Below are 14,542 nucleotides of genomic sequence, written 5' to 3'. Positions count from 1 at the left end.
TAGATGAAAACAATTTTTATAACGGGTGCTTCGTCTGGTATCGGTAGAACTACAGCAAAACATTTTGCTGAAAGAGGATGGAATGTGGTAGCCACGATGCGTTCACCTGAACAAGAAAGTGAATTCACTACACTTGATAATGTGTTGGTGTTACGGCTCGATGTTGAGAAAGCAGACACGATTCAACCTGCGTTAGAGGAGGCGATCAAACGGTTCGGTAAAATTGACGTTCTTCTCAATAATGCTGGTTATGGAACAATGGGACTTATAGAAGTAGCTACAGATGAGCAGATCAGAAGACAGTTTGAAGTCAACGTTTTTGGTCTTATCAGTATGACAAAAGCCATGCTGCCACATTTTAGAGCTAATCAAGATGGTTTGCTGATCAATATCTCTTCTATGGGTGGAAAAGTAACCTTTCCTACAATGTCTCTGTATCATTCAACGAAATTCGCCGTAGAAGGTTTTTCTGAATCCGCATCTTATGAATTAGCATCACAAAACATCAAAGTAAAGTTAATTGAACCTGGTGCCATTCAGACAGACTTTGGTGGTAGATCGATGGAGTTCTTTTTTAATGAAGCATTAACGGAATATAAACCTTTTACTACTGCATTTTTGAGTAAATTGGGTGAGATGGAAAAACAACCTGCGTATGCTTCGCCTCCAGAACTTGTTGCGGAAACAATATATCAAGCCGCTACAGATGGGACAAGTCAATTCCGATATGTTGTTGGTGAAGATGCAAAAATGCTCATTCAAATGAAAGAAAATACGGCCGAAGAAGAATATCTGACTAATATATCCCAGCATTTTTCTTAAAAAAGAAAGCTTTAAGTGGAGTCGCTTTTCGGTATTCTACCGAGGAGTGGTCCTCTTTCTTATTGCGAACAAAAAAATCCCCTTCGATCAACAGTGTTAAGTCCATGAGATCATGAACTTTTTTTCACTGTCAATCCTAAGGGGATTTTACAAACTAACCTATTCGCACACCTTTTCTTGCGTCAAATTTATTTATTAATGCATCGGGGTATTCATTTTATGATTAACAACTACTCTTTTTATGAAGAAAGCAAGAATTAGTCCTACAATCGCCATACTCATTCCGAAAATAAAAGCATTTTGTACACCGTTCGTGAACGCAGGTAACATATTAGCTGGATCTGCTGGGTTCTCCACAGTTTTCATGTAGCTTTTTGAACCCGCGGTCATAATGCTGACTGCTAATGCAGTACCAATGGCACCAGCAACCTGCTGCAGTGTATTCATAATAGCTGTACCATCTGGATAAAGTTCTAGTGGCAACTGGTTAATACCATTCGTCTGTGCCGGCATAAATACCATTGAAATACCAATCATAAGCGTACTGTGAAGTACGATTACGAACACAACCGTAGAAGCTACAGTAATACTGGAGAAGAACCACAAGGCTACTGCTGCAATAATCAGACCTGGAATCACGAGCCATTTCGGACCGTATTTATCAAACATACGACCCATAATTGGGGACATCAATCCGTTTATAATTCCACCTGGAAGCAGCAACAGACCCGCTTTGAAAGCTGTATAACCTTGTCCTTGTTGAAGGTACATCGGAAGAATCAACATGGAGGACAGAATAACCATCATACAAATAAATACCATAGCTACACCAATAGCGAACATTGGATATTTAAAAGCACGCAGATTAATCATTGGCTCCTTCATCTTCATTTGACGAAGCCCAAACAATAACAGTGCTACTACACCTACGATGATTGCAATGATCACTTTCGGACTTCCCCAGCCCGCTTCTTCACCGGCGCTGCTGAAACCAAACACAATACCGCCAAACCCGAGTGAAGATAACACAATGGAGAGGATATCAATCTTCGGTTTCGTCACCTTTGTTACATTCTGCATGAACAGAATCCCGAATATCAATGCAATCACTAAGAATGGCAATGACAACCAGAAGATCCAGTGCCAGCTGAGGCTTTCAATTAGCAGTCCAGCAATGGTAGGCCCAATCGCCGGAGCAACCATGATAACCAGACCGATCATCCCCATTGCTGCCCCCCGTTTTTCAGGAGCAATGATGATAAGGATTGTATTAAACATCAGTGGCAACAGAAGCGCTGTTCCCATAGCTTGAACCACTCTTGCTGTAAGTAAGAACTCAAAGTTAGGTGATACTGCCGCTAGGAATGTTCCTAGGATTGAAAAACATAAAGCCGCTATAAACAGCTGTCTCGTCGAAAACCATTGAAGCAGCATCCCCGAAATTGGTACTAGTATACCCAGTGTAAGCAGATAAGCTGTTGTCAACCATTGTGCTGTTGCTGGGGTAATTTGTAGGACATTCATAAGATCACTTAAGGCAACATTTAATGCCGTTTCACTGAACATTCCGATAAAACCTGCTAGTAATAAAGAGACAAGAATTGGAATAGTCTTAAACTTCTTGACCTCTTTTTGTTGGTTCCCTTGCATAGTTGCTTCCACCCTTAATCCTCCTGATAATCTTATCTATTTGTCTGTATCTAACCAAGTATTACTGGGATAAACTTTGCCGCCGCGAGAAGCGGTTGTTCCTCCCGAAAAGTCAGCGTCTGGAGAAGCGCCCCTTCAAATAAAGAGATTACCACTGAAGCCTTATCGGCCGCGGGCTTGTTCTCTACGCCCTCATCCAAAAGACGTTTCTTGATCACATCCTGCAAGTCCATAAACACAGATTTACATGCAGTCCGCAGCTCCTCACTAATACAGGATGTCTCCGCCGCCAACCAAAAACTAAACGGAACAATCCCTTCGTATGAGGATTCCACAGCATCTTTAGCCATTCCTAGAATGAAATCCTCCATTGCCTCAGACGCACTCTTGCTGTTCTCCATATGATGTCTAAGCTTCTGCGCGACAACTTCACTAGTCCGGTTAATACATGTTAAAGCCAGTTCTTCTTTACCGTGAGGAAAGTAGTAATAAAGAGACCCCTTCGGTGAATCGCTGTCTTTAATAATCTGATTCAGTCCTGTTGCATGATATCCCTGAGAAAAAAACAATTTCGAAGCTGTGTCCAAAATCGCCTCACGCGTATTCGGCTTGTTCGACAAGCTGACACTTCCTTTGCATTATAACAATTGGTCTACATAATAAAACCATATTTCAAAGAGATATGTCAACACATAAATTACTTAAATTCAAAGTAATTTTGGTGGAAGATCGTGGGGGTTGGGTTAGCTCCATCCTCCCTATCGGACTCAGATGCAGCTATTTGTGCTAAAACATGCTTTTGGGCTCATTTTCGGACCTGAGCGCCGCTATTCCCCTCAAACCGGACTGTTTTCATCCCTTTTTGTGCACTTAGCTGCATTGAGGTCCGTTAATCTTTCAAAAGGTTACTTTTCCAGCATATAAGGACTCTGGGGTCCGATAGCTCCTAATTTCGTACATCCTTCTACTTCACATTTACTTCTCATCGAGCTATTAAGCTTCATTAGGTCGCACACATGCCTCACACTATTTCCGCGCATGCATTTGTCCGTGTACTCCCTTGCTTCACACTTACTACCACACTTTTGTTTTCCCTGTACTACACTTGCTCTCAAGCTAACATTCCTATCGGACTCAGATGCAGCTATTTGCGCTAAATCATGTCTTTTCACAATTTATCGGACCTCACCGTCGCTATTCCACTCCAACCGAACTGTTTTCATCCCTTTTTGTGCTCATAGCTGCATTGGGGTCCGTTAATCTTTCAAAAGGTTACTTTTCCAGCAAATAAGGACTCTGGGGTCCGATGGAGTGAATGAGATGAGGTGAAGGAGATGGTGTAAAGGAGATGGTGTGCAGGAGATGGTGTGAACGAGAGCAGGCCCAATGTGCTGTGGAGAGGAGGTGAGGACGTAATGTGCTTGGGGTGGGATGCTATTAATGTCCATCTGTATTTTCTCAATAAATTACTACCTGCCTCCATCCAGCCCATCTGCTCCTTCTGTCCCCACTCGCCCCATTTGCTCCATCTGCCCCCTTCTAGCCCGTCTGCTTCATCCGCCCATCTGCTTCATCTGCCTCCATCCGCCCCATCTTCCCCATCCGCTTCCAGCCATCTCCATACCTTCTCCAACCCTCCCTAAATCAACTTCCGACACCCCATGTCCGCTTGAAATTCTCTACTTCCCATTCCCACAATCCCAGCGTATACTATAATTATTCCAATGAGAAAGGTGTGAATAAAATGCAAAACGTGCCCAAAGGAATTCCCCGGCCATTAGTAAAAACTAATCAGGCGTTTATCGTCATTTCTGTAATATTAACATGGCTAACAGGACAACACTGGATACTAGCGCTGCCCTTGTTTGCCGGATTGCTCGGTCTTTTGTTCGGTTATAATCCCATCATTAAGCTAGCTGCCAGGTTTCTGACAAAAGAGCGTTCCCACTATGTACTCGAAGACTGGTCACAACAACAGTTTAATCAAAGCATAGCTGTCTTCTGCCTCGCAGGGGGTCTCATCAGCTTCATCGTTGGCTGGACGATCGCAGCTTACATTTTCACAGCGCTCGTTGCGGTGGCCGCCACTGTGGCAATCCTAGGTTTTTGTATCGGATGTTTTATCCATTATCAATGGAGAATGTACAATTATAGACGTAAACAAAGCAGCACAAATTAAATTTGTTAATTTTAATCTCTCTCTTCTCCAACAACATCCCAGCGATGGCGAAATTTTAGTAACCGTGGATGCAGTGATGAAGGTGCAGCTGGCAACAATAACCGAATCTTTACAATCCACTCTTCAAAAGAAGAATAAGACGCAAACTGATTCGCCACCTCAGGCGTTAAATACAGAAAAATCGGCGAAGGATAGATCTCCAAAAGATGCCGCAACGCTGAATCAAGCGGAGTATACTTCTTTCGCTTCCCTTCCAAACTCTCTACCGTGATAAAGCTACGCCCTTGCTCCCTTTTCCATTCATGCAGCCGGTCCTCTCGCTTATAATAAGCGCTCACCGGCTCTTTGGTCATCCGTCGCACCGTTTCCTCATGAAGTGGATATAACACCAGTTTGGTGAAACGCCGGTCTGCTGCAGTTTTTGCTGCCACTTCAAGCTCTTGATCTGTTATATGTTCAAAAGAGTCGTAAAACACTAAAGTCCCTTTACGTTGCTCAACTGGTGGCTCATAGCCATAGGGTACATGCTGAATGTCTCTTTTCAATGAAATCCCTCCTGCTTGTTCTATTTATTAATCATATCATGTGACAACAGCAGGGCTATCATTCTTATCCTACAGCTGAAGATGAATGGTTAATGAAATCCTGAACTATTGATATCAAGGCTGGGTAAATCAAGGGATACGTCAGTTCTTTTGGTATCTCAGTAAATCCTCTGATTTCTGCCATCTCATAAGGAGGAAGTTCTGCGAACTGTTCCACATTTGCAAAATATAACTTACCATAATTTTCTGGAGCGTCAATACTAGTGACCCTATAAATAGCTATTGGAAAAAGTAAGAATTGTTCCGCACCCGTTTCTTCATATAATTCTCTGGCAGCAGCCTGCTCCGGGATTTCGCCAACCTCTATATGCCCTCCGGCAAACTCCCACGTCGAACGGTTCTGATGTCTCGCTAAGATCCATTCTTCACCATGTTTAACCATAATAACAACGTACTTCAGCTCAACTTCTTTTTCCTTATCCAACTCAAAAAAGTTTACCTGCAAATTATATCCCTCGCCTTCCCACCAGCCTCAAACATTTTTTGCCGCATCCCAAGCCAATTTAAATTCTGCTACATTCCGATACCGCTGCTCCCTCACCGCACTGACAGCCCGCAAAGCAACCTCGTAGAGGGCTTGGCTGGTTTCCCATTTTGCAAACGATCGATCGGATGCTCCTCCTAACAAAACAAATGCTGTGGCGCCCATATTAAATACATTCGTAACTTCATCAATCGGTGCATCCAAGATAAACTCTTCCGGTGACTTAAATCTGGATGAACCCCAGAAGTTCTCTCCTAGATCATTTACAGTAGGCTTACGTCTATAATAATCAATATCACAAATTTTAGTTTCATCGTTTACAAAATCATATAGAATACTTCCATCATAAAAATCGACAGCCACATAACCCTGTAACTCCACATATTCATGAAACGAAAAGATTACATCTAATGAAGACAGACGTTTTTCAACGGATAATTGCTTATAACGAAAAAAAGGCGACTCCGGATGACTCAGCTTCGCTTCTCCCGCAAACAGCCAATGCGAATGTAAACATTCACCTGCAAACCAATCAAAGACTGCTACATACCCCGACTCAACTTCAAAATGCGACAGTAGCGTGATCAGCGCATCATATCTAAGTTCGTTATATAACGGAATAGCTTCAATTAAACGGTTAACAGCATCCTGAGGATTCCCGGCATAAGTCAAAGGTTTCGCCCCAGCAAATTTCACAAAATACTTCTTCCCATCCTGCTCCACGCCAAAAGAAAGATTTCCGGAGTCTTGCTGATCGAACACTTTAAACACTTTTCCCAGCTTAGTTAACCAAGCAAAATCACAGGCTTCCTGTAATTGAAAAGTTACCGCATCGATTTCATATGTATAATTTTTTTCGCGCAAATTAACCTCCTGCATTCACTATCCAGTTTAAATTAATAAGCTTCATTCATTATCTTGTTCGATATTTAATCACTAGAATAATAACCAGCAATACAACACATAAAGACATCGTATTCGTAATCAAAAAAGCTAATCCAACCCCCGTAACCGCCAAACTGATCGCATAAGCTTCCATTAAACTAATCCCGAGCAGCATAAGTAAATACGATTTGAGATTTAAATCGGCTACGGATTTTGATTTGAGGATTTGAACAATCTGCGGGATCCATCCCAAAGAAAGAATCACTCCACCTATTAATTGCATGATTGCAAACATAAGAGCACCTCCACGGTTTTATACAGTTGTATTCCGGGCGGCTCGATCTGGTTCCATTTCATGTAAAAAAACAAATAACACTAAGCAAAGTTTAATTTCCCTGCATCTTGCAGCTTACTATACGCATAAGAGGCCGCACCTATAGTTCCTGCTCGACTCCCAAGCTCTGCTTGAACAATTTTACACTTACTGCTTGATAGCTTCAACGCATGCTGATGCACAGTCTCTCTTACAGGTTGGAGCAATTTATCTCCCGCCGCTGCCATTCCCCCACCTACAATAATAAGATCCGGGTTGAGGATATTCACAACATTCGCTAATCCAAATCCAAGTATAGTTCCAGTCTCCTGCATTACTTCCATAGAGAGAGCGTCTCCAAGTTCGTAAGCCTCAGATATCATTAACGCGGTAATTTGCTCAACTTGATCCTTAGTCCAAGTCTGAATAATACTTGTTCGACCTTCTTTCAGCTTCTCTTTAAAAGTATTCACCATGCCAATCGCGGACACATATCGCCCCAAACAACCGGAGCTTCCACATTTGCAGGGACGCCCGTTCCTGTACATATTCATATGCCCAATTTCACCAGCGCTATAAGACGTACCGTAGATCACTTTTCCGTCGTTCACAATACCCGACCCTAATCCCGTTCCCAAGGTAATCAGAACCAGATTGTTATACCCTCTTCCTGCACCTTGTTGCCATTCACCATAAAGATTAGCCCTAACATCATTATCAATAAAAGTAGGAAAGTCATAGAATTTTTTCATCTCATCTACAACATGTACAAGCTCCCAATCCGGAAAATTCGGTGAGAAAAAAGAAATTCCCGTTACTGGATCAAGTAATCCTGGCACTCCGATTCCCATTCCTTCTACCAGATCTAATGGAATATTCGCTTCATCCGTGATTAAACGTACTGCTTCTCTAATCCGTCCCAACACATGGGCTGGGCCCTTAGCAGCCTCTGTTGGTATAGATCTTTCTTTTACAGCTATAAAATCAGTATCGTAAATCCCTGCTTTAATATTGGTTCCGCCAAGATCAATCCCTATCATAGACCGTTTCATAAAAACCTCCAGAATTAGATATTCTATCGCTTTCGATTAAGTTCTAGTACTAACTGCCGCTTCCGTTTCAGCTAACATCAAGCGGTTCACACCCATCTTAATCTGATTCTCGGTGAGATTAGAATAACCAAGTAGAAAGACAGGACCTTGAGGTTTACTGCCCACAAAATAAGAAGACGCAGGATAGACCCGAACTCCATATCGTAACGCCAATTCAGCTATGCGATGCTCTTCGGCATTGGATTCCAGTTCAATTAATAAATGAAGACCCGCCTCTTCCCCATAATAGCGTACACGACTGCCAAATTCAGCATCCAAACTTTTTACTAGACAAGCCCTGCGGGCAGCATAAAGTTTCCCCATCTGCGTAACATGCCTTGCATAATGTCCATTCTGAATAAATTCCGCCAACGCTTCCTGATCCAGAGCAGAAGACATACGATCTGTTATCCATTTGACCGCCAAAAAAGGTTGAATCAAAGTCGGAGGCAATACAACATAACCTATGCGCAGAGAAGGAAATAACACTTTACTAAAACTGCCTACATAAATTACTCTACCGTCAACATCTAGTCCAGCAAGTGATGATAGCTTCGGACCCTCGTACCTGTATTCACTATCATAATCATCTTCAATAATAAAAGCTTGATTGGCTTTGGCCCATTCCAGTAACTGCACTCTTCGTTTCATCGACAGGGTCACCCCGAAAGGAAACTGATGCGAGGGAGTGACATAAGCTAGTTTTGGTTTTTTATGAGGACCTTCTTTGATGGTATCACAGCTTACTTGAAGCTCATCTACAGAAATACCCTCTAGGTCAACCCTTATGGGTGTAACCACCGCTCCAGCGAACGAAAAAATCTCCCGCACAACGTTATGTGATGGATCTTCAACAATAACATGATCACCTTTTGAAACAAAAATTCTCGATAATATATCCAATGCCTGCGTAGCCCCGGATGTAATCACAATTTGCTCCGGAACCACGGGCATCGAACGTGTGGACCGTAATAAACGTGCAATCTCTTGGCGTAGTCCCAAAGAGCCCTCGACCGGGCCGTAACCCAAAGTATCAGGAGATGCACGACGACAGGCATTCATTAATGCTTTTTGCCACTGATCCATTGGAAAAGCGTCCCATGCAGGTACACCGTGCCGAAAATTACATAATACTGTGTTCAAGTCGTTTTCTATAATAGAAGAAGGATTGAGTGTAAGGAAATCAGGACCTTTCGTTATAAAATTGTAAGGGTTCTCAGAATTCTGGGGGTCTTTCTCCTCCACCGGCAGCCCCGCTATATAGGTTCCTGCCCCTTTTCTCATCTCCAGATAACCCTCTGCTTGTAGTAGCTCGTAGGATTGAAGAATTACACTTCTGGATACTTCCAGTTGATTAGCCAAAGTCCTTGATGGAGGCAGTGAATCCCCCCCACTTAAAGCTCCTGAATGGATAGCATTACGAACCTGCTCATAAATTTGACGGCTTAATGGAATAGGTCTTTGTTTATCGAGAGTAATCAGCAATTCATGCTTCATAAGATTTCCTACCCTTCTAATCCGGGTTTTCTTAATGGTTCATAGTAAGGATTTTTACAATTAGTGCTGCAGAAACAGCGCCTAAGATCACGAGTAACAGCGGGATTTTCCTAATTAATACCAGTATAACAGCGACTATACCCGAAGCGATACCTACAAGATTGTCATCTGCGTCCACCTGAAATATCCCAGGAACCGTTAAAGCACTAAGAACCGCGATAGGCAAATATTCCAACAAAGCTTGGACTTTGGAAGAGCCATTCGTATGCTTTGTCAGCAGCAAAGGTACAAAACGAAATGAAAATGTAAGGATTGCCATCCCGATAATGATCAGAATAGTCATACGGATACCTCCTTTTCTACTTCAGCTTGCTCTCGAAATAAGGACCCTACTGCCATACCAATTAACATAGCTGCAAGTATCGAGGAGTTTCCAAGTACGGGATGTAGAAGCCATGAAGAACCCGCCGCTGCTAAACATATGGCCAAATTCCGAATGCTTCCCTTTAGTTGTGGCACTATTAGTGCTATCAGTAAGGCATATAATGAGGTGTTCAAAGCAGGTAAGTATATAGCCGGAATGTAGGATGCCAGCGATATTCCCGCAGCTGTTGCCAGCAAATTTGCTATATACGGAGGAATTTGTAGACCCAGCAAATATGGAAGAGTTATATTTTCTTTTGAATGATTGCGGGGGATCATACTAACAGCGTACACTTCTTCTGTTAAACTGAACCCAATCCAGACTTTGGCCAGCGGATTGATTGTACGGTCAAGCTGACTCCCAAAAGATAGGCTGATAAACAAATATCTTAAATTAATGATCAACGTAAGCAGCAGGATCATTGGAGCGGCGGCACCAGCGGCAAGCATTTTTACGCCAATAAATTGGCTGGCTCCCGCAAATACGAGCGCTGACAATAAGAACACTTCCAGACTCCCCAGGCCTAATCCCTTACCGACCAATCCAAACGTAAAACAAGCAGGAATAAATCCTGCAACAATAGCTACAGAATCCTTAAGACCCGTTCTAAACATCACTTTCTGATCACTCATAAGTTTCTCTCTCCCTTATCGTTGTCCCTAGAGAGAGCATACTTGGATACAATTCTGGTGGAAATAACCGCATGGGTGCGTATGTACCATACCAATTTCTTGACATAGAAAAAAGACCGCCCGCTAAGAGAGCGATCTTTAATGAAGGTTAAACCTCCTGAGGACTTTCCATAATCCCGCTGATTTCTTGTTGAATTTGTGATTTAATCTGATCTACATGGTCAAAATCTGTAGCTGCGGCATAGATTGTCTTTAACTCATCCAAAAATACTTTGGCATCTGTCAGATGTTGAATGGATTGTTTCATGGTGCTGGAATATCGCTCTTTAATACTTGCGATGGCTTCGGCAAAAGCTTCATCCGTACCTGGCTGAATGCACCGTGAATACATATCAACAATCTCGTCGGTGGCACGATCAGGGAAATACTCATGCGGAGCTGTGCTGTCAAAAATAGCAAACCCAAGCTCGCGTACGATAATCATATCAAGGCTGTTCGGATCGAAACCACAGTGGTAAATCTCAACATCGACACCACGTTTTATTCCTTCAGCCGCCAATTTTTTTAAAAGTGTAGATTTACCGGAACCCGCGCGACCTTTTACAAGATATCTTTTTAGCCCTGCGGTTAAATTAGGTACAAAATCCACTGCACCCTTAGGCGTAGCTGCACCTAAAAAACGGTGATCCACTCGGCTTACTTTTTCGAAGTTCTGATCACCATACAGAAGTTGAATATACTCCTGAGTCAGCTCATCAGCGGCTTGGAAATTCATTGTCGCAATATAAATCGCTTCCCATTCGTCATGAATGCGGAGTGCTTCAGCAAAGCCTGAATAAGCTAGTTCATGCTCTTCCGTGTACTGATCAACTAAGCTGTCGATCTCAACACAACGCTGGCTTAACTGGAGCGTATCGACGGCCTGCTCCAAATTCACATGTATGATGGCCTCTTCAGGCAATTCTGGCTTAATGACCCGTGGAGCCGTACCATCTATAATTCCTACTTTTAATTCAGGAATAACCACTCCGTCGAGTGAATCATTATCTGACGCTGCGTGAATTAACCAGATCTCATAACCTTGTTGAGCCAGAAGATCTCCAATTTCTCGAATGATTCTAGTTTTCCCCGTACCGGGGCCTCCTTTTAAAACAAACAAACGTGTTAAACCTTGCAATGACGACTCATAGAGGTTAGAGAAGCCGTGAGCTGTGTTACCGCCAGCAAAGAAATTCAGGATTGTTCCGTCCATAATCGCACACCTTTCCGGGCTGATGTCATATTTCATTGTTCATCTTATTAACGTTCTGCGGGAAGGGTGACGCTTTAGAAATCGAAGTTAAGCAGGAATCTAACATTTATGTGACAACACACTCTTGGATTATTCTTAATTGTATTTGCTCAGTATCTCTTTCGCTTCCCTCTGCGTCATATTTCCTTGCTTGACTTGTTGCTCACAGTAAGGTTTAACCTTAGCAAGAAGCTCTTCCTTCGTGTCAAACGGGCCAAATGAGATAACCTCACCGTTGTCCGACGAAATGGTTTCACTGTAGACAGAAGTACTTATTTCAGTCGCATTAGAGGACAACATCATGTCGTCCTGACCATTCACGGTCTTTGAAATTTTTGTCCCGTTCTTAATATCAGCAAGATTTTTTTCATACCTAGCGATAACATCATCCACACGCTTCTGTGTCCATGTGAACCACCCATCTCCTGAGGTCCATGCTTTTCCTCCAATTATTTTTGGGAGTTCTATTTTTTCATCTTCGAGCCAAGCTTTGTATTCATCATAAGTCCACCATTCTACATCTGAAACGGGATATTTTGCTTCATACTCCACTTGGTTCATCCATGTCTTTCCTCCATTCGTTGAGTACTGAATATTATCATTGTCCCCACGAGTCAACACAGATGAATCTTGATTCGTGTTCAAGCCAGCAGACTTCGCTGAACTGGTTGCAAAAACAGCCGTAGCACCAACAACTAAGACAATGGCTAGAACAGTCGCAAAGGTGGTCGTTTTTTTCATCTTCATAATCATCATAATCCTTTCTTCAATCGCATTTTTTGAAAAATGATTGCTTAAAGGGTTTAGCTTATTCTTTCGTTCTTCCATTGTTATAAGAGACATCGCATAAGCTCTTTTCGTTGTTTCGCCAAATGATCGCACAACCGTTTCATCACAGGAATGTTCAATATCACGATTAGCCAGCATATACATGACCCACACTAACGGATTAAACCAATGAACACAGAGAACAGCTGTTAATATCAGCTTCGTTATCTGATCGAATCGTCGAATATGTACTAGTTCATGCATAAGAATGTATTGTATCTGCTCAACATTACTCCAGTCTGTATTTTTCGGCAGTAGGATTACTGGATGCTTAATTCCATAGGTTAGGGGTGAACGGATTAAATCCAATTGCCGGATCTGTATCGTGCGAGTCAACTTATGTTCATCTAGCCACTTCAAAGCAACTGGATGATCAACAGGCAAAGAAGCATGAAATTCTCTTCGACATTTCACATAAGTGATGATGAAGTACAATGCGGAAATAACCATACCCATTATCCAAATGACTAAGATAGACGAGATAGCAAAAGACAAATGGTTATTAATCGACTGAACCTCAGAAGTCGAAGTCGAACCTACTAGATTCATGGGTAAGGTTAGAGGGGAGGACGGATTAACGAAAGTCACATTGTTCGAATTATTCAAAGGTAAACTATCAACCCATGTGTAAATACTAAATGGTGACGGCAAAGAAAAGGGAATCAGTAGTCTGTATACAACCACCCCCCATAACACCATAAAGGTTTTCTTAGGCAGCTTATTGATGACCAGCGATCGAATGACAATAATAGCCACGATCATCACCGCAGCAGTAAAACTCATATTCATAAAGGTGCTCATAGGCCATCACCTCATTCAACGTTATCGACGATTTGTTTGAGCTTCTCAATCTGTTGAGCAGATAATTTCTTACGCCCCAGTAAGGATGCAAATAACTTGTCGACAGAACCATTGAACACCTTGTCAATCAGCTCATCTGTCTCCATTTCTTGTACCTGCACCTTAGCAATTAACGCATGACACATAAAATTAGGTTCATAGCGCTCAATTGCACCTTTACCAATACACTTTTTGATAACAGTATAAGTTGTATTCATATTCCAACCAATCTCAGCCTTCAAAATATCAGAAATTTGTTTGGCAGACCTATCTCCTTCTTTCCATAACACTTCCATTACTTTAAGTTCCGAATCAAAAAGTTTAATAGTCATTTAAATCATCTCCTTACACTATTGCAATAGTTTGGGTCTTGGATACAGACTACTCCAATAGTTTGACGAAGTCAACACTGCTGCTATAGTTATTTTCAACAGAAAAATTCGTGGTTGTACTGAAACTCCCGAGGAAATGGCCAAAATAAACTAAAGAAAGGGCTACCACTAGGCAGCCCTCTTTAATCTTTTGAATACCATCCGACATCACTTCACAAAACGATCCAAAAACCTCTTAATGACGGGAACATCTGGAGGAGACAGCTCGCTTGGCAATTCTTCATAACAAAAAAAACGCAATTCTTGCACTTCAATTCCATCTACTTTTAGCGCCCCATCAAAGTCTGTGCATAGATACGCAGCCACAACATTATATACTTCATCCCCGTGCGGGTATTTATAATAAAGATCTTTTCCAGAGAACATGTCGAACAATTCAAGACCTTTGGCTGTTAAGCCCGTTTCCTCAAAAAGCTCCCTCTTAGCGACCTCTTCTAAAGTCTCCCCAAGCTCCATCGAGCCACCTGGCAAACCCCAGCATCCGTTGTCCGTTCTACGTTGTAATAATAATTGATGATTGCTGCACAATAAAACACAGGCACCTGCCATTATAAGGGGTCTGGTACCTACCAGCTTTCTTAACTCCATAATATAATCGCTCAAAAAACT

At 42.2% G+C, this 14,542-nt stretch carries 16 protein-coding genes; 2 read left to right on the top strand and 14 right to left on the bottom strand.

Features of this window, described 5'->3' with window-relative positions:
- The first annotated feature begins 3 nt into the window (after window positions 1–3).
- Window positions 4–822 carry an SDR family oxidoreductase gene (locus MKY54_RS14215; RefSeq protein ID WP_339190862.1) on the top strand — a complete coding sequence of 273 codons (819 nt, stop codon included), beginning with the start codon at window positions 4–6 and terminating at the stop codon, window positions 820–822.
- A 195-nt stretch (window positions 823–1,017) separates the two neighbouring features.
- On the opposite strand, the gene MKY54_RS14210 is transcribed toward MKY54_RS14215, so the two are convergent.
- Both MKY54_RS14210 and MKY54_RS14205 read right to left on the bottom strand, forming a co-directional pair.
- Complete coding sequence (locus MKY54_RS14210) at window positions 1,018–2,472, bottom strand: DHA2 family efflux MFS transporter permease subunit (RefSeq protein ID WP_076130929.1); 1,455 nt, start codon at window positions 2,470–2,472, stop codon at window positions 1,018–1,020.
- Between the two features lie 50 nt (window positions 2,473–2,522).
- Window positions 2,523–3,092, bottom strand: a complete 570-nt coding sequence (locus tag MKY54_RS14205; protein ID WP_076186025.1) for a TetR/AcrR family transcriptional regulator — start codon at window positions 3,090–3,092, stop codon at window positions 2,523–2,525.
- Window positions 3,093–4,216: 1,124 nt separating this feature from the next.
- Between MKY54_RS14205 and MKY54_RS14200 the strand changes: the two genes are divergently transcribed.
- Complete coding sequence (locus MKY54_RS14200) at window positions 4,217–4,651, top strand: DUF4395 domain-containing protein (RefSeq protein WP_076126204.1); 435 nt, start codon at window positions 4,217–4,219, stop codon at window positions 4,649–4,651.
- An 11-nt stretch (window positions 4,652–4,662) separates the two neighbouring features.
- Here the strand turns inward: MKY54_RS14200 and MKY54_RS14195 are convergent, their stop codons facing one another.
- From MKY54_RS14195 to MKY54_RS14140, 12 genes are all read right to left on the bottom strand, one after another.
- Window positions 4,663–5,196 (bottom strand): hypothetical protein, encoded by a 534-nt coding sequence (locus MKY54_RS14195; protein ID WP_248548180.1) that lies wholly within the window; start codon window positions 5,194–5,196, stop codon window positions 4,663–4,665.
- A 64-nt stretch (window positions 5,197–5,260) separates the two neighbouring features.
- Window positions 5,261–5,680, bottom strand: a complete 420-nt coding sequence (locus tag MKY54_RS14190; RefSeq protein ID WP_339190857.1) for an NUDIX domain-containing protein — start codon at window positions 5,678–5,680, stop codon at window positions 5,261–5,263.
- A 48-nt stretch (window positions 5,681–5,728) separates the two neighbouring features.
- Window positions 5,729–6,619, bottom strand: a complete 891-nt coding sequence (locus tag MKY54_RS14185) for a serine/threonine protein kinase (RefSeq protein WP_339190855.1) — start codon at window positions 6,617–6,619, stop codon at window positions 5,729–5,731.
- Window positions 6,620–6,653: 34 nt separating this feature from the next.
- On the bottom strand, window positions 6,654–6,920 hold the full coding sequence (locus MKY54_RS14180; protein ID WP_076275723.1) for a PQ-loop domain-containing transporter: 267 nt from the start codon (window positions 6,918–6,920) through the stop codon (window positions 6,654–6,656).
- A gap of 80 nt (window positions 6,921–7,000) precedes the next feature.
- A complete protein-coding gene (locus MKY54_RS14175) occupies window positions 7,001–7,990 on the bottom strand; it encodes an ROK family protein (protein ID WP_339190852.1) in 990 nt (329 codons plus the stop codon).
- 36 nt (window positions 7,991–8,026) lie between these two features.
- The gene (locus MKY54_RS14170) at window positions 8,027–9,526 is read right to left on the bottom strand and encodes a PLP-dependent aminotransferase family protein (RefSeq protein WP_339190849.1); all 1,500 of its coding nucleotides are present in this window, start codon (window positions 9,524–9,526) and stop codon (window positions 8,027–8,029) included.
- Between the two features lie 31 nt (window positions 9,527–9,557).
- Window positions 9,558–9,869, bottom strand: a complete 312-nt coding sequence (locus MKY54_RS14165) for an AzlD domain-containing protein (protein ID WP_036686713.1) — start codon at window positions 9,867–9,869, stop codon at window positions 9,558–9,560.
- Window positions 9,866–10,582 carry an AzlC family ABC transporter permease gene (locus MKY54_RS14160; RefSeq protein WP_076126189.1) on the bottom strand — a complete coding sequence of 239 codons (717 nt, stop codon included), beginning with the start codon at window positions 10,580–10,582 and terminating at the stop codon, window positions 9,866–9,868. The genes MKY54_RS14165 and MKY54_RS14160 overlap by 4 nt, the downstream gene beginning before the upstream one ends.
- 148 nt (window positions 10,583–10,730) lie before the next feature.
- A complete protein-coding gene (locus MKY54_RS14155; protein ID WP_339173924.1) occupies window positions 10,731–11,834 on the bottom strand; it encodes a PRK06851 family protein in 1,104 nt (367 codons plus the stop codon).
- 135 nt (window positions 11,835–11,969) lie between these two features.
- Window positions 11,970–13,502, bottom strand: coding sequence for a M56 family metallopeptidase (locus MKY54_RS14150; protein ID WP_339190846.1), 1,533 nt, complete (start codon window positions 13,500–13,502; stop codon window positions 11,970–11,972).
- A gap of 11 nt (window positions 13,503–13,513) precedes the next feature.
- Window positions 13,514–13,873 carry a BlaI/MecI/CopY family transcriptional regulator gene (locus tag MKY54_RS14145; protein WP_076126183.1) on the bottom strand — a complete coding sequence of 120 codons (360 nt, stop codon included), beginning with the start codon at window positions 13,871–13,873 and terminating at the stop codon, window positions 13,514–13,516.
- Between the two features lie 207 nt (window positions 13,874–14,080).
- The gene (locus tag MKY54_RS14140; protein ID WP_248548331.1) at window positions 14,081–14,521 is read right to left on the bottom strand and encodes an NUDIX hydrolase; all 441 of its coding nucleotides are present in this window, start codon (window positions 14,519–14,521) and stop codon (window positions 14,081–14,083) included.
- Window positions 14,522–14,542: the final 21 nt, after the last annotated feature.

The sequence above is a fragment of the Paenibacillus sp. FSL P2-0121 genome (assembly GCF_037975345.1).
Lineage (GTDB): Bacteria > Bacillota > Bacilli > Paenibacillales > Paenibacillaceae > Paenibacillus_AQ > Paenibacillus_AQ odorifer.
This window is presented reverse-complemented; position numbering and strand designations above follow the sequence as displayed.

Bases quoted from the DNA above. Each gene is read 5' to 3' on its own strand.
- MKY54_RS14140 (WP_248548331.1), bottom strand. From the start codon at position 14,521: ATGGAGTTAAGAAAGCTGGTAGGTACCAGACCCCTTATAATGGCAGGT.
- MKY54_RS14155 (WP_339173924.1), bottom strand. From the start codon at position 11,834: ATGGACGGAACAATCCTGAATTTCTTTGCTGGCGGTAACACAGCTCAC.
- MKY54_RS14145 (WP_076126183.1), bottom strand. From the start codon at position 13,873: ATGACTATTAAACTTTTTGATTCGGAACTTAAAGTAATGGAAGTGTTA.
- MKY54_RS14160 (WP_076126189.1), bottom strand. From the start codon at position 10,582: ATGAGTGATCAGAAAGTGATGTTTAGAACGGGTCTTAAGGATTCTGTA.
- MKY54_RS14165 (WP_036686713.1), bottom strand. From the start codon at position 9,869: ATGACTATTCTGATCATTATCGGGATGGCAATCCTTACATTTTCATTT.
- MKY54_RS14185 (WP_339190855.1), bottom strand. From the start codon at position 6,619: ATGCAGGAGGTTAATTTGCGCGAAAAAAATTATACATATGAAATCGAT.
- MKY54_RS14180 (WP_076275723.1), bottom strand. From the start codon at position 6,920: ATGTTTGCAATCATGCAATTAATAGGTGGAGTGATTCTTTCTTTGGGA.
- MKY54_RS14150 (WP_339190846.1), bottom strand. From the start codon at position 13,502: ATGAGCACCTTTATGAATATGAGTTTTACTGCTGCGGTGATGATCGTG.
- MKY54_RS14215 (WP_339190862.1), top strand. From the start codon at position 4: ATGAAAACAATTTTTATAACGGGTGCTTCGTCTGGTATCGGTAGAACT.
- MKY54_RS14210 (WP_076130929.1), bottom strand. From the start codon at position 2,472: ATGCAAGGGAACCAACAAAAAGAGGTCAAGAAGTTTAAGACTATTCCA.
- MKY54_RS14170 (WP_339190849.1), bottom strand. From the start codon at position 9,526: ATGAAGCATGAATTGCTGATTACTCTCGATAAACAAAGACCTATTCCA.
- MKY54_RS14200 (WP_076126204.1), top strand. From the start codon at position 4,217: ATGCAAAACGTGCCCAAAGGAATTCCCCGGCCATTAGTAAAAACTAAT.
- MKY54_RS14175 (WP_339190852.1), bottom strand. From the start codon at position 7,990: ATGAAACGGTCTATGATAGGGATTGATCTTGGCGGAACCAATATTAAA.